The organism is Micromonospora sp. DT228, assembly GCF_049841595.1.
In the GTDB taxonomy this organism is placed as follows: domain Bacteria; phylum Actinomycetota; class Actinomycetes; order Mycobacteriales; family Micromonosporaceae; genus Micromonospora.
This window is the reverse complement of the sequence record NZ_JBNCKO010000022.1, coordinates 18,718-33,314: the sequence shown is the minus strand read 5'-3', so window position 1 is coordinate 33,314 and position 14,597 is coordinate 18,718. Positions and strand designations below refer to the sequence as shown.

Genomic DNA, 14,597 nt, shown 5'->3' with positions numbered 1-14,597 from the left:
CCCGAGGCGCAACGAAGGCGCTCGGAACCCTCCCCCGACGGCCGGTCGCCGCTCAGCGTGAGTAGTACTCGACGACGAGCTGCTCGTCGCAGACCACCGGGACCTCCGCGCGCACCGGAAGCCGGGTCAGACGCGCGGTCAGGCCGGGCAGACTGACATCCAGGTAGGGGGCGCGGCGCTCCACGGCGTGCGCCCCGGCCGCCGCGACGACGAACGGCGCCTTGCCCCGGCTGCGCTCCGCCACGGCGATGACGTCGCCGGGCTGCAGCCGTGCCGACGGCCGGTCCAGGCGACGGGCGTTCACCGTGACGTGCTGGTGGGTGACCATCTGGCGGGCCTGGTAGATGGTGCGGGCGAACCCGGCTCGCAGCACCAGCGCGTCGAGGCGGCTCTCCAACTCGACGATCAGCTCCGCACCGGTCTTGCCCGGCCGGCGCACCGCCCGGTCGAAGGCGCGCCGAAGCTGGCCCTCGTGCAGGTCGTACTGCGCCTTGAGCCGCTGCTTCTCCAACAGCCGGACCTTGTAGTCACTTGTCGTCCGTCGCGCACGGCCGTGCTGTCCCGGCGGGAACGGACGGCGCTCGAAGTAGCGCACGCACTTCGGGGTCAGCGCGATGCCCAGAGCGCGGGAACGCTTGACCTTGGGGCGGGTCTGATTCATCCTTCACCTCTCAAGTAAGGTAAGGCTAACCTTATTAGGAGATGATCGCCGTGAGCAAGCCGTCGACGAACACGGACTCCACCGACGACGCAGGTGTCCGACTACGATCAATGCTGGTCGCCACCGATTCCCTCACCCTGCACGTCCCGGGTGTCGAGGCGTACGTCGCCGGCCGGCACGTCGTGACGCCGGACGGGCGACTGCGGATCGACCTGCCGACCGGCTGCGACCTGACCCACCACCTCGCGCAGCAGCGGGAGACCGTGGCGATGATCGAGGTGACCGACCTGGCGCCCATCCCGGTCCGCAACCGGGTACGCGCGCGGGGCAGGCTCACCGGCTGGCTGGTGACCGAGGCCGCCGCGACCGGAAGCGATCAGGACCTGGCGGTCGTCCTCGACCTCGCCACCGCGGAGCTGACCGTCGACGGCCGCACCAGAGGCGTCGACCCGGAGGTCTTCGCGGCCGCCCAGCCCGATCCGTTGGCGGACGCCGAAGCCGACCTGTTGTGCCACCTCGACCATCACCACCCGCGCACCGTCGAGCGGCTGTGCCGACTGGTACCCGGTCGCCATCTCCAAGGAGTTCGCCAGGTCCGACCGGTACGCCTGGACCGCCACGGAGTCGTACTCCGGCTGGAACTGGCCAGCGGTGACCGCGACGTCCGGCTGAACTTCCGCACGCCACTGCGGCATCCCGACCAACTCGGCGCCCAGATCGAGGCCCTGCTGCGGCGGTCGCACGGGTGCCGAACCCGACGCGCCCGCTGACGATCTCCGGAGGGCCCGCACCGCTGCGACGGCAGACGCCGCAGCTCAGCGACCACCGGCCACCAGTTCGGCGATCATCCCCTCGCAACTGCGGACGACGACCTGGGCTCCACGCCGCTGCGCCAGCGGGAGCAGGGGGTCCTCCGCCCGGTCCCGCCACCGCCACTGCGCGTCGGTGGCCACCTCCCAGAGCCGCTGCACGGTCGCCTCGTGCTCGACACCCAGTCGGGCCGCGAGACCCACCCCGTCACCACCGACGAGCCGCTGCGCCTCGGCGGCCACCTCCGCGTCGAAGCCGAGCCGGGCGTTGCGCAGCGCGACAAGCAGGCGCAGCTCCCGGAACTCGTGCGCGCCGGCGAGGATCCGCTCGACCGCTCCGGCCAGCTCCGCGGAACCGGGGGTGGGCTCGGCCCGCAGCAGCGCCTCGACCGCGGCCAGCGCGGACCGGGCCTTGAGGGCGTCGCCGCGGTCGATGAAGCAGCGGGTCACCGACTCGCGCAGCTCGGTGAGACCGCTGCGCCGGATGAGTTCCGCCGAGAGCTTCACCCGACTGTCGAAACCACTACGCACCAACGTGGTCGCCAGCCGGACGCCGAAGAGCCCGAACCGGTCCAGCAGCGCGGCACGTACCTCGGTTTCCAGCCGTACCGGCAGCTCACCACTGCGGAAACGATCGGCGGAGATCAGGTGGGCGTCCAGCTCGGCCCGGGGCACCTGGGCGATGGCGGCGAGCGCGGCGAAGTCCGACTCGCCGAGCATCCGGCCCGCCAGGCCGAGCATCCCACTGCACGCCACCACGTTCACGCTGACCGCGCTCACCGGTGGATCGCGGTAGTGCCGACGAGCGAGCTGCCGGGCGGTGAGCAGGCCGTCGATCCGGCCTCCGCCGATCTCGTCCGCCCGGGACAACACCATGATCACGTTGACCGGGGCGGCCTGCCCGACCACGCTGTCCCGGCCGGACTCCAGCACCCGCAGATCACTGTCGCGAGCGTCGCGGGTCAGATACAACACCGCGTCCGAATCCCGTAACACCCGCTCCCACACCGGCGTCCGACCCTGCTCGACGCTGCCGGTGACCGCCGGGGTGTCGATGAGCGTGACCTGCCGCAGCGCCCGCGTCGGCCACCGCACCACGATGTCGCGCACGTCGCCCGCGCCCCAGCCGAGGTCCACCCGCAGGCCGGTCGCCGACTTGACCACCGTCAACTCCTGCGGAGGCTGACCGGCCGGATAGGCGGTCGCGCGCGGCTCGGCGCCGTCCTCGTACCAGGTGAACGCACCGTCGGCCCGCTCGACGGGTGCGACCTCCTCACCCATCAGGGCGTTGAGCACCGTCGACTTCCCAGAACGCCAGGGGCCGGCGACCGCGATCCGCAGCGGTTGCTCCAACCGGGCAACCTGGTGCCGCAACTGCCCGACGGCCCGCGGATGGTCCTGGTAGAGGTCGATGGCCTGGTGCAACAACCCCCAGGCCGCCTCGTCCAGGCGCAGGCCCACGGTCATGCCTGCGGCTCCAACAGCAGCGGGGCCGCCCGGGTGCCGGTCAACTGCTGAGCCTGCTCGTAGAGCGCGGCCAACCGGGTCATCTTCAACCGGATCTCGCGCTGCCGCTGTTCGCGCAGCGACGCATCCGTGTCGGCCTCCTGCTTGGCGCTACGAAACGACTGGACGATCGCCTCCTGAAGCTCCTCGGTCAGCCCGGTGAAGTGGTCCCGCAGCATCCGCTGCACCTGCCGGGCGGTGTCCCGACAGTCGCGGATGATCCGGACGAAGACGTCGTCGACATGCCGCTGGATGGCCGTCTTGACGGTCGCCTGACGGCGACGGAGCAACTGCTTGCTCTCGTCGCGGATGCTCTTGCCGCCGAACAGCGCCCCGATGCCGACCGAGACCGGGTTGATCATCGGCATGCCGGCCAGGGTGGTCGCCAGACCGAACATCAGCATGCCGCCGTACGAGCCCTTCATACCGGTGAACAGCTTCTGGCTCGGGGTGAACCTGTCGATCGTCGGCATCTGCAACTCGGGCAGGCGCTGCCCGATGTCCTCCGGCATCGTCATCGACCAGGGCGGCAGCACGTCGTAGCCGTACCTGTTGAAGTTGGCGGCCACCCGGCGGGCGAGCCAGTCGCAGCGCTGGATCAGCCACTCGTGGTTCGCCTCCGCCGCCTCCACCAGGCTGCGTTCCAGCCAGTCCTGGAAGATGTCCCAGGCGACCAACGGATCGGCCGTGTCGAACGCCTCGTCGACGGTCCGCAGGATCTCCCGGGTCCGGTCGCGCAGGTCGTACTCGATGTCGGACAGCAGGTCGGCGATCTCGTCGCTCAGGGTGTTCTGCCACCGGGTGGAGCACCGGCGCAGCTCGTCGACCTCACGCTGCGCCGCGTGCAGCCGGGAGATCGGCCCGGACTGCTCCTCGGCCTCCTGGGTCGCCAACTCGGCGCGCAGCGGGGCGGCCAACTGCTCCACCACCGTCCGGGCCACCGTCTGCACCGAGGCCCGGGCCAGTTGGTCGGCCTTGCCAGCCAGGTCCCGCTGGAGTCGGGCGATCAGCGCGGGAAAGCCGGACTCGGCGTTGAGACCCCGGTCGTCGGCCCCGGCGGCGCGCAGTCGCAACGTCGCCGACACGGGGATCAGCGTCGCCGGGATGCCCGCCTCGGCCAGGTGCTGCCTGTTGCGGTCGGCCACCGCGCGCCAGTCCGCCACCAGATCGGTCTTGCTCTGCACCACGACCACGTTGGGGTGTGCGCGCATGACGTGCAGCAACATGTTCAACTCGGCGACCGACAGGTCCCGGGTGGAGTCGGAGACCAGCAGCACGGTGTCCGCGCGGGCGGGCGCGGCGACCGAGGCCGCGCCGCCGATGGCCGAGACCTCGTCGGCGCCGGGAGTGTCCACCAACACCAGCCCGGCGCCGAGCAGGGCGCGGGGCACTCCGATCTCGACGTACGCCGGGCCACCACCCGGCCGGCGTCCGACCAGGCCGGCGACGCTCTCCGCGACCTGGTTCAGTGCCATCGGGGTCCGCTCGACGGCCACCGCGACGGCGGCGCCGCCCCGGGCGGGCGGCGGCGCCTGGGCGACCGCGACGGTCGGGGCCTCGGCATGCGACACCACTGTCGGAAGGACAGTCGTGCGGCCGTCGCCGACCGGACAGGCCGGCGCGTTGATGATCGCGTTGATCAGCTGGCTCTTGCCCTGGTTCGGCTCACCGATGACCAGGACGCGCAGCGTCGGATCCAGCAGTTGGGCGCGCTTGCGCCGGACCGTCTGGAGCAGGTCACCACGACCGTGTGCACTGCACGTGCGGGCGATGTCGTCCAGTACGTCCAACCAGATCCCGGCCATCACCGCACCAAGTGTGCGGATTTCGGCTCAATTATCAAGAGGTTCCGGAACTGGAACCGGAGAGGGCCGGACCGCCCGAGACGATCCGGCCCTCCGCTCCGACCGGAGATCCGGGTCAGAGCAGGCCGCCGGTGATACCCAGCAGCCCGTGATCGGACGAGGCGTGCGAGTCGCCGCCGAGCACACCATCGGTGACCCCGCCGGTCACGTCACCGACAGTGCCGGTGACACCGGGGAGGAGGCTGTCCACCTGGTGCGTCACGCCGCCCACCGTCGACGGCACGTCGAGCGGCGGGACCGTGCCGCCGACGAGACCGTCGCCGTGCCCGAGGCCCAGCCCGCCGAGGGTGTCGCCGACACCGAGCGAGCTGACGACCCCGCCGAGCTGACCGTGGGCGCCGGGGAGGACGCCACCGGACAGGTCGCCGCCGATCAGATTCGGGTCGGCGCCGCCGAGCAGACCGGTCGGGTCGCCGACGGTGCCCGTGACGTCACCGAGCACCGGGTCCGCGATCGCGTCCACCGGCTGCACCACGTCCGCGTCGAGGGTGTGCGCCACGTCGGCGACTCCGGCGAAGTCGGTGTCCAGGCCGGACGGGCCGACGCCCAGGCCGATCCCCGGCAGCACGGTCACCCCGGCGGCGGCCGTCGAGGGGTCGACCGCGATGGCGCCGAGCACGCCGGCCTTGACGTCCACGCCGGTGGGCGAGCTCGTGACGCTGATCTGCTGCGCCACGCTCTGCAACTGACCCACCACATCGGTGGTGTCGGTGAGCAGCGGGTCGAGCCCGAGCTGCCCGACCGGCGCGGTCAACGGCGCGAGACCCGCCCCCGGCGCGTAGTCGACGACGAGCGGCACGACGTCCTGCACATCCGCGGCGGTGATGTCGGTGAGCCCCGCGCCCCGCAGCGCGCCCTCCGGGTCGAGGTCGAATGCCGACCGCGCGTCGGGGTTCGTCAGCAGGTCGAGCACGAAGTCGTGGAGCGTCTGGTGCGAGTCCATGTGCCGGTTCTCCTCGGAAGTGGCGCCGGGTGTCGTACGTCGACAGTGACGCTATTGCCGGGGCTCGCCCCGGGCATCGGGGCTCAACCCGCAACCGGCCCGGTTGAACTAGGGGCTCCTCGACCTCGTACGTTAGGGGGACAGGGGGAAACCGTCCCGGCGAGATTAGGGTCCCGACCAGGGGCTGATCTCTGGTACGAACGTAGGAGCCCGCGGGGTTCGCCGGGGGTGGGTCGTCGGCAGCACCGACACCATCGCCACCGGCCGGCCAACTCACGGGGGGAGAAGAGACGATGCCGTACGTCCTGGGGATAGACATCGGGAGCACCAACACCGCCGCCGCGGTCGCACGGCGCACCGGCGCGACCTGGACGCGTCCCGAGGCCGTCCCACTGCACGTCGGCTCCCCGCTCGTGCCGTCGGTGCTGTGCCTGGCGGAGGACGGCTCGCTGCACGTCGGCGAGCCCCCGACCGACGACGGCAGCCGCACCACCCGCGACTTCGTCCACCGGATCGGTGATGACGTGCCCCTGCTGCTGGGCGGCGAGGCGTGCACACCGCAGACGCTCACCGCGGAACTCGCGACATGGGTGGTGGAGCGGGTGCACGCCCTGGAGGGCGGCCCGGCCGAGGCGGTCGTGCTCAGTCACCCGGCGGGGTGGCGTCCGTACCGGCGGGAGGTGCTGCACCGGGCGCTGTCCGACTTCGGCCTGCGGCACGTGACGTTGCTGCCGCGTACGGTCACGGTGGCCGAGAGCCACGCGGCTCGCGGGTTCGCGGGCACCACGGCCGCCGTCTACGCCCTGGGGGGCAACAGCTTCGAGGCCGCGCTGGTGCGCCGCACCGCGCGCGGCACCTACGAGACGTTCGGCACGCCGCAGGGTCTCGACTCGGTTGGCGGCGTCGACTTCGACGAGGCGCTCGCCGGGCATACCCGGACGATGCTGGCGCGGGAACTGGCCAGCACCGCACGCCGCGGCGCCCAGGCCGCCCTGCGCGGGCTGCGCGCGGAGTGCGACCGGGCCAAGCGGGCGCTGACCGTCGACCTGACGGCCGACGTGGTGGTGACCCTGCCGAGCGGACCCGCCCGGATCCCGGTGACCCGGGCGCAGTTCGAGCACATGATCCGCCCAATGGTGCAGACCACAGTCGACCTGCTGCTGCGGGCCGTGCGCAGCGCCGACCTGACGTCGGCGCAGCTCGACGGCGTCCTGCTGGCGGGCGGCTCGACCCGCGTGCCGCTCGTCGTCGAGCTGATCAGCGCGGCCCTTCCGGTGCCCGTCGAGGTCGAACCGGACTCGCAACTGACCGCCGCCGGCGGGGCGGCGTTGGCCGCCGCCCAGGTGGTGTCGCCGCGCGCTCGCCGGCCGGCACCGGTCCGCGACCCGGTGCGCAGCGCCGGGCGGGCCTCCATCCCGGCGTCGCGCCGCCCCCACCACGACACCGTTCCGGGCGACCCGCCACCGCGGCCGCCGGTCCGGGTCCTCCCACTGGACCTGCCGAAGCCGTCCCGCCTGGCGCTGGCTCGCAGCCGGGGACGCGAAGGATGACCCCAATGATCATGAATGACGTCGACGCACCGGGGCTGACGCTGGACCGGGGGCCACAGGCCCTGCTGGACACGGTCGCCCAGGACCCGACCGGCCCACTGGCCGTCGGCATCGCCGGACCTGGCGGGCATGGCAAGACGGCGCTCCTCACCGAGCTGGCCCGGGTTCACCAGCGGGCCGGGATCCCCGTACGCACCGCCGCTCCGGAGCCCGACGAACCGGTCGACCCCGACACACTTGTGCTCGTCGACGACGCGCACCTGCTCGACGACGCCCGGATCGAGGTGCTCCTGCGCCTGCTCGGCGCCCGCCGGCACCGCCTGGTGGTCGCCCACCGCCCGTGGCCCCGGTCGGCGGCGCTCAGCGAGCTCGTCGACTCCCTGCGGCGGGACGGGCAGGCCGTGCTCCTCACCCCGTTCACCCGGGAGCAGACCGCCAGCTATCTCACCGCCGCGCCGGAGCTGGGCCGCCGCGACGACCTTGTCGACTTCGTCCACAACCAGACCTCCGGCGTACCCCGGGACGTCGAGCGATTGGCCCGCGGCCTGGCCGGCGCGGAGACCCGGACCGGCGCGGTGGTCAACCCACCCCGGGCCGTCGTCGCCGAGTTCGGGCCGGACCTGGACGTGCAGCCCGCCGAGGTACGTCGGCTGCTGCTCGCCGTCGCGGCCGGTGGGTCGCTGCCGGCGAACATGCTCGCCGCGCTCCTGGGCGTGGGCCCGGCGGCGGTGGACGAACTGATCGCCACGACGCGGGCGGCCGGGCTGCTCGGCGCCGACGGCCGGCTCGCGCCGATCGTCCGGCGGGCGGTCACGACGCTCAGCCCCGCCACCGACCGGACGGCGGTCTGGCGTCGGCTCACCGAGGTGCAGCTCGCGCGGGGTGGCGCGGTGCTGCCGCTGGTCCGCTCCCTGCTCGCGGTCGGCGCGCTCGGCGACTGCCCGGCCTCGACGCTGGCCGCCGCGGCGGGTGAGGCCCTGGCCGACGAGCCGGCGTTCGCCGCCGAGTTGTTCGCCGCCGCCACCGCGGCCGGACAGCCGGCCAGCGCGCAGCAGGCGCTCGCCGCCGCGCTCGCCGGCAACCTCGACGACGCCCTGCGGTTGGCGGACCGACTGCTGGCCACCGCCGCCCCGTCCGACCGCCGCGAGGCGGCCGTGGTGGCGGCGACCGCCCTGGCGCACCGTGGCCACGTCGGCCGCAGCGTGGAGCTGTACCGGTGGTCGGGCACCGCCTCGGCGCTGGCCTTCGCCGTCGTCGGCGGGCTCGCCACCGGACAGATGGACGCCACGGCCGCGGCACCGGCGGGTGACCTGCTGGGCGAACCACCGACCCTGCACGCCAGCGCCGCCCGGCTGATGGCCGAGGGGGTACGCGAGAGCGTCAGCGGTCCGCCGACCGCCGCGCTCTCCGCGCTGGTGCAGGCCGCCGCGCTGCTGGAACCGGACGGGCGGGCCGCTCTCCTCCCGGACAGCCCGGCGGCGCTCGCCGCGCTGACGGCTGTGCACTGTGGTGAGCTGGAGATCGCCGAGCAGGTGCTGCACCGCGCCCTGGACGCCGGTGTCGGTGGCCCGCTGATGGCTCGCCGCCACCGGCTGTTGCAGGGCTGGATCCTGATGGTCCGCGGCGAGACGCGCGCCGCGACCGAACACCTCGCCGCGGTGACGCTCGACGGACGGCAGTTGGAGTCACGCGACCTGCTCTTCGCCGCCGCGATCCGGATGGGCGTCGGCCGCCGCACCAGCGACATCGGGGCGCTCAAGAGCGGCTGGGGGCAGGCGCTGGAGGCGGTGGTCCGGCACCCCGTCGACCTGTTCACGCTCCTGCCGCTGGGTGAGCTGGCCATCGCCGGCGCGCGCCTCGGTGACCTGGCCCGACTCGAACCGTACCTGCGGGAGGCGCGTGCGCTGCTCGGCCGGCTCGGCGACCCACCACTGTGGAGCGTGCCGTTGCACTGGAGCGGCCTGCACGCCGCGATCCTCACCGGCGCGCCGGACGTCGCCGACGACCACGTCGCGGCCCTGCTGGCCGCGGCCGACCACAGCCGGTACGCGGCGGTGGTCGCCGCCGCCGCGGAGTGCTGGGTGGAGGTGCTCCGGGGTGTCGTCGACCCGGCCCGCGTGGAGGCCGCCGCCCGGGCGCTGCACGACACCGGACTGCGCTGGGACGGTGCTCGCCTCGCCGGCCAGGCCGCCATCCGAACCGCCGACCGGCGGGCGATGACCACGCTGCTGGAGTGCGCGCGGGCACTCCAGGGGCGACCGGCCGGCGGCCACGGCGAGCAGGCTCCGACGAGCACCACCGAGAGCACCGCGCGGGTCGCCGGCCCCACCCCGCAGGGGCTCAGCGACCGCGAGTACGAGGTTGCCGAGCTGGTGCTCGCCGGCTTGACCTACCGCGAGATCGGCGACCGGCTCTTCATCTCGGCGAAGACCGTGGAACACCACGTGGCGCGGATGCGTAACCGGCTGAACTGCGCCAACCGCACCGAGTTGCTGGCTCTGCTGCGCACCGTCGTCGCCGACCGGGCCAGCGACACGGCCGGGCAGCCGTGGCCGCAGCGGACGACCCGATGAGGGGCTCGCGCCGGGGACGCCGCCGCGCCGGGCGGAGCGGGGCGTGACGCCCGGCGAGGTCCGGCTGATCCGGACCAGGCTCGTCGTGCTGACCGCCGTCCTGGTCACACTCTGGTCGTACGCGGCCTACCTGACCAGCCAGGACGCCATCGACCTGCTGCGTGTGCGGGCCCTCGCGGACACCCTGGGCCAGCCCATCGACAGGCTGATCCTGAGTCTGCAGACCGAACGCCGGGCCAGCGCCGAGACGATCGCCGGAGCCGGGGCGACGGCGACCCCGCTGGGCGGGGCGCGCGAGCTCACCGACCGGGCCGCCGCCGAGATTCGCGGGTTCACCGGGGGCCGCGACGTCCGGTTGCTCAGCGCCGGCGAGGTGCGCGAGCGGGCCGACGAGCTGGTCCGCCGGCTCGACGGCCTGAGCACGATCCGGTCCCAGGTGGACGCCGGGCAACTCGACCCGGCCGAGGCGGTCGACGGGTACGACCAGGTCGTCGACGTCGCCTTCCGGGTGTACGGCCCGGAGTGGGCCGCGTACGAGAGCACGTTGGCCGCCGACACCCGTGCGGTGATCGCGCTGGCCCGCGCCCGGGAGTTGCTGGCGCGCGAGGACACGCTGGTCAGCGCGGCCCTGACCGCCCACCGGCTCGGCCTGGACGATCGACGCCGGCTGACCGAACTCGTCAACAACCAGCGGTTCGCGCGGGCCGAGGCGGCGGCCGGGTTGCCCGACGACGGCCCGGGTGAGCACCAGCGCATCGCGAGCGGCCCCGAGTTCGCGGGGCTGATCGCCCTGGAGGACAGGTTGTTGCGGGCGGACACCGCGAACGCGCTGGCCGGGACGACAATGGCGGGCTGGCGGGCCGCCACGGACGCCGCCCTCGGCGCGCTGCAGACCCTGGTGACGAGCACCGCCCGCAGCAGCGTCGAGCGGGCCACGCCGGGCGCCGCCGTGCTCGTCGCCCGGACCGGCGCCGTGGTGGGGCTGGGCCTCATCGTCGTGCTCGTGCTCCTGGTGAGCTGGGCGAGCACCGTCCGACGGCTCACCGACGCGCTGACCCGGCCGGTCGTCGACGCGCCGGTCCCGACCCCGCCGGCCCCGACCCCGGATGTCGCGGCGGCGCCCGACGGCCCCGACCGGGAGTTGTTCCTGCGGATCACCCGTCGCAACCAGGTCCTGCTGCGTGATCAGCTCAATCTGCTGGACGGGATGCAGCGCCGGGAGCGGACCGCCGAGGAGAGCGGCGAGCTGTTCCAACTCGACCACCTGACCACCCGGGTTCGGCGCAACGTGGAGAAGCTGATCGCCCTGGCCGGCGCACGGCCGGCCCGCCGCTGGCGGGGCGCTGTGCCGCTGCTCGACGTCGCACGCGGCGCCGTCGCCGAGGTGCCGGACTACCACCGGGTCCTGATCGCGCCGCACTGGCCGTGGTCGCTCGCGGGCCCGGCCGTCACCGACGTCGTCCACCTGCTGGCGGAGCTGATCGAGAACGCCCTCACCTTCTCCCCGGCCGACACCACCGTCCGGGTCAGCGGTGAGCACCGACCACAGGGGTGCGCCGTCCTCGTCGTCGACGACGGGCCCGGCCTGGACGCCACCGCGCTGGCCGAGGCGAACCACAGGCTCGCCAGCCCGCCGGCCGGTCCACCCACGGGTCCCACCGGTCTGTACACAGTCGCCGTGCTGGCCCACAGGTGTGGCGTCCACGTCTCGCTGCGTCCCAGCCGGCGCGGTGGAACGGCGGCGGTCGTGCTCCTGCCGGCCCACCTGGTCCCGGTGAACGACACCGGCCGGCGGCCCGCCACCGCGCCACCCACCACCCCGGCCCCACCAGCACACCACGGCACCGGCCCGCCCGAGGCGGGCGGCACCGGCCCGCCCGAGGCGGGCGGCAACGGCGCGCTGCCGACCCGGGTCCGACAGACCGGGCCGACACACCCCGAACACGGCAGGGCCGCACTCGACACGGTCGAGATGCCGGTCGCCAGAGCAGCGAGGAGACACCCATGACCTCCGCAGTGGTCAGCGACGACCTGACCGGTGCCCTGGACCGCCTGGTCGACCGAGTGCACGGCGCGGAGTTCGCCCTCGTGCTCTCCCCGGACGGGTTGCTCCTCGGCGGCTCCCGGCAGGTGGAGACGAAGCTGGCCGAGCAGATCTCCGGTGTTGTCGCCGGCCTGATCGCGTTGGGGCTCGCCGCGACCCGGACCTGCGACGCGGGCGCTCTGCGTCAGGTCGTGGTGCAGATGACGCGAGCCTTCCTGTTCGTCGCCACCGTCCCGAACGGGACCATCCTCACCGTGCGGATCGCCGGTGACGACGTCAAGGTCGGCGACATGGCGTACGAGGTGGCGCTCTTCGTCGGGCAGGCCGAGCGGCACCTGCCGATCACACTGGGTCCGGCCTCCTCCGCGACGATCGGGGACACCGGTGCACACCGGCGGCACGGCTGACGAGGCGTGGTACGACGACGACGCGGGACCGGTCGCCCGGCCGTACACGATGACCGGAGGGCGTACCGCTCCCGCGCGCGGCCAGTTCGACCTGATCTCACTTGTCGTCGGCCGGCGGGGGGTCACGCCTGGCACACCCCTCTTTCCCGAACAGGCGCGGATCGTCGAGCTGTGCCACCATCCGGTGTCGGTCGCCGAGGTCGGCGCCGAGCTGGACCTCCCGCTGGGCACCGTCCGGGTGCTGCTCGGCGACCTGCTCGCGGCCGGGCTGATCGAGACGCACGACCCGCCCATGCTGTCGGAGCTGCCGACCGAGGATCTGCTCGAGGCGATACTCGTCGGGCTCCGCGCCCTGTGACAGGGCAGCGGCCAGCCGCGACCCGGACCGATCGCGGACGGGTCTCCGGCGACGAACTGAAGGGGAGACAGGCAGTGCCGGCGACACCACCCCAGCCACGCCGTACCGTGGCGATCATCCTGCTGGACCGGATCGTGGCCCTCGCCACCGCCGCCGGGCGGGTGCTCACCGGCCGGGACGACGCCTCGCGGGTCATCTGGGTGGCGGTGGTCGCGGTGCTCGGGGTGCTGGTCACGACAGCCGTACTCGTCGCCGGGGTGCTGCGTACGCCGGAGAAGCTGGCGCCGGTGACTCTCGACCCGCCACTGTCGGTGGACCAGGCGGGCACTCCGCCGGCCGGCACTCCGCGGGCGCGGGCACGACCGGCGGCCACCAGCCCGGCGGTGGCCGCTCCCCCGCCGTCCGCCTCGGTCACCGCGGTCCCACCGTCCGTCGGGGCCACGACCAGGCCCGCGCCGACGGGGTCGACAGCCGCGCCCACGACGGCCGCCCGGACCGCCGACTTCGCCATCGAGGACACCGCGCTGCTCAGTTACGGTGCGGCCGTGACGATCACCAACCCCGGCCCGGCACCGGCGGCACAGTGGACGTTGGTGCTCACATTGCCCCGGGAGTCGCTGCGGGTAAGTTCGGTCGAGGGCGCGCTGGCCAGCCGCGACGGCGCGGTGTGGACGTTCGTGCCGGACGGCAGCACCGCTCCGGCGCCCGGCGGCGCGTCGGTCCGGGTGACGTTCCGGGTCAACGGCACGCCCGCAGGCGCCGCCCCCGACACGTGCGCCATCGACGGGGCCGCCTGCACCGGTCTGCCGAACTGACCGGCACGCGCCGGCCAGATCACGGCTCGGGGTGACCCACCCGAAGGTGGGCCACCCCCCTGCCGGACACCCGGGGCTACTGCTGGTTGAGGTGCAGCGCGAGATCGATGACCAGATATTTCACGGCGAACGCGCCGGTCAACTGCGCCGCGCCGGTGAGCGGGTCGATCTGGTACACCTGGCTGGGGAAACCACCGTTGAGGATGGCGTAGGCGTTGTTGCTCACCGCTCGCCCGCCGCGCAGGGTGCTGTGGATGTCGAACCCGGCCCGCGGGTTGGCGGCCACGCCCAGGCTGCCGGTGGCGACGAGTTGGCCGGAGTTGGCCGGGGACTGCAGCGCGACCTGGTCGAGGTTTGTGTCGATGTCGAACAACGTGGTCGCGGTGATCGGATCGAGGTCGTTATTCGTGTAGGCCGCCGCGGTCAGCCCGGGGGCGGCGGTGACCGCGGGCGGGTAGGTGAGGGTGCCGTCGGCGAGGGTGACACCGCCGACGTTGACGTTGTGCCGCAGATTCTGGCCCACGTCGCTGATGATGCGCAGGCGATCGGCGGCCGGGTTGAAGTCGACACCGAAGAACGACCCGCTGAGGGGGACGGTCAGCTGGCTGACCTTCGTGGCGGCAGCGTTGCTCGTGGACAGGGTGAAGATGCCGCCGCTGTCACCGACGCCGTAGAGCCGGCCGTCCTGGACCCGGTAGTCGATGCCCACGAGGTTCTCCGTGCCGGGCAGGTCCACGGTGCCGATCACGCAGGGCAGCTCGGGTCGGTTGGCGGCGAACCTCAACAACTGCTGGTCCTCGGTCAGACCGACCGCCACCCGACCGTTACGGCCGCCGGCGTTGAGCAGGTCCCACAGAATGGTGCAGGGGCCGGCGTCCAACAACGCCCGAGCGGGGGACGAGGTACGCGCCGACGCGACGCCGTCCGGCCGGGCCGCGGCGCCCGTCGAGGTCGTCAGCAGTGCGATGACGACGGCGGTGCCAGTCAGGAGCAGTCCTCGATGGATCATGCGATGCATGGGCGGGCCTTCCTTGCGCGGAATACGGAAAATGCCCGGCAGTGGCAT

12 protein-coding genes are annotated in these 14,597 nt (G+C 73.4%); 7 read left to right on the top strand and 5 right to left on the bottom strand.

Features of this window, described 5'->3' with window-relative positions; translation table 11 throughout:
• Positions 1-52 precede the first annotated feature (52 nt).
• Positions 53-661 carry a 30S ribosomal protein S4 gene (gene rpsD, locus ACLQ29_RS31140; protein WP_425774944.1) on the bottom strand — a complete coding sequence of 203 codons (609 nt, stop codon included), beginning with the start codon at positions 659-661 and terminating at the stop codon, positions 53-55.
• A gap of 41 nt (positions 662-702) precedes the next feature.
• Between rpsD and ACLQ29_RS31135 the strand changes: the two genes are divergently transcribed.
• A complete protein-coding gene (locus tag ACLQ29_RS31135; RefSeq protein WP_425774943.1) occupies positions 703-1,431 on the top strand; it encodes a DUF2470 domain-containing protein in 729 nt (242 codons plus the stop codon).
• A 45-nt stretch (positions 1,432-1,476) separates the two neighbouring features.
• Here ACLQ29_RS31135 and ACLQ29_RS31130 read toward each other — a convergent pair whose 3' ends face one another.
• The 3 genes from ACLQ29_RS31130 to ACLQ29_RS31120 all read right to left on the bottom strand — a co-directional run bounded on the left by ACLQ29_RS31130 (position 1,477) and on the right by ACLQ29_RS31120 (position 5,784).
• On the bottom strand, positions 1,477-2,937 hold the full coding sequence (locus ACLQ29_RS31130; RefSeq protein WP_425774942.1) for a dynamin family protein: 1,461 nt from the start codon (positions 2,935-2,937) through the stop codon (positions 1,477-1,479).
• Positions 2,934-4,781: a dynamin family protein gene (locus ACLQ29_RS31125; protein ID WP_425775001.1), complete on the bottom strand. Its 1,848-nt coding sequence runs from the start codon at positions 4,779-4,781 to the stop codon at positions 2,934-2,936. Before ACLQ29_RS31125 ends, ACLQ29_RS31130 begins: the two co-directional genes overlap by 4 nt.
• Positions 4,782-4,896: 115 nt before the next feature.
• A complete protein-coding gene (locus ACLQ29_RS31120) occupies positions 4,897-5,784 on the bottom strand; it encodes an IniB N-terminal domain-containing protein (RefSeq protein WP_425774941.1) in 888 nt (295 codons plus the stop codon).
• A 293-nt stretch (positions 5,785-6,077) separates the two neighbouring features.
• On the opposite strand from ACLQ29_RS31120, the gene ACLQ29_RS31115 reads away from it, so the two are divergent.
• From ACLQ29_RS31115 to ACLQ29_RS31090, 6 genes are all read left to right on the top strand, one after another.
• Positions 6,078-7,334: an Hsp70 family protein gene (locus tag ACLQ29_RS31115; protein WP_425774940.1), complete on the top strand. Its 1,257-nt coding sequence runs from the start codon at positions 6,078-6,080 to the stop codon at positions 7,332-7,334.
• Positions 7,335-7,339: 5 nt separating this feature from the next.
• Entirely contained in the window at positions 7,340-9,907 is a 2,568-nt protein-coding gene (locus ACLQ29_RS31110; RefSeq protein WP_425774939.1) for a LuxR C-terminal-related transcriptional regulator, read from the top strand.
• 43 nt (positions 9,908-9,950) lie between these two features.
• Positions 9,951-11,915 (top strand): nitrate- and nitrite sensing domain-containing protein, encoded by a 1,965-nt coding sequence (locus ACLQ29_RS31105; RefSeq protein WP_425774938.1) that lies wholly within the window; start codon positions 9,951-9,953, stop codon positions 11,913-11,915.
• Positions 11,912-12,358 carry a roadblock/LC7 domain-containing protein gene (locus tag ACLQ29_RS31100; RefSeq protein WP_393361078.1) on the top strand — a complete coding sequence of 149 codons (447 nt, stop codon included), beginning with the start codon at positions 11,912-11,914 and terminating at the stop codon, positions 12,356-12,358. The genes ACLQ29_RS31105 and ACLQ29_RS31100 overlap by 4 nt, the downstream gene beginning before the upstream one ends.
• Positions 12,336-12,716, top strand: a complete 381-nt coding sequence (locus ACLQ29_RS31095) for a DUF742 domain-containing protein (RefSeq protein WP_425774937.1) — start codon at positions 12,336-12,338, stop codon at positions 12,714-12,716. The genes ACLQ29_RS31100 and ACLQ29_RS31095 overlap by 23 nt, the downstream gene beginning before the upstream one ends.
• Positions 12,717-12,790: 74 nt before the next feature.
• The gene (locus ACLQ29_RS31090) at positions 12,791-13,531 is read left to right on the top strand and encodes a cellulose binding domain-containing protein (protein ID WP_425774936.1); all 741 of its coding nucleotides are present in this window, start codon (positions 12,791-12,793) and stop codon (positions 13,529-13,531) included.
• A gap of 76 nt (positions 13,532-13,607) precedes the next feature.
• Here the strand turns inward: ACLQ29_RS31090 and ACLQ29_RS31085 are convergent, their stop codons facing one another.
• Positions 13,608-14,549 carry a DUF4394 domain-containing protein gene (locus tag ACLQ29_RS31085; protein WP_425774935.1) on the bottom strand — a complete coding sequence of 314 codons (942 nt, stop codon included), beginning with the start codon at positions 14,547-14,549 and terminating at the stop codon, positions 13,608-13,610.
• Positions 14,550-14,597: the final 48 nt, after the last annotated feature.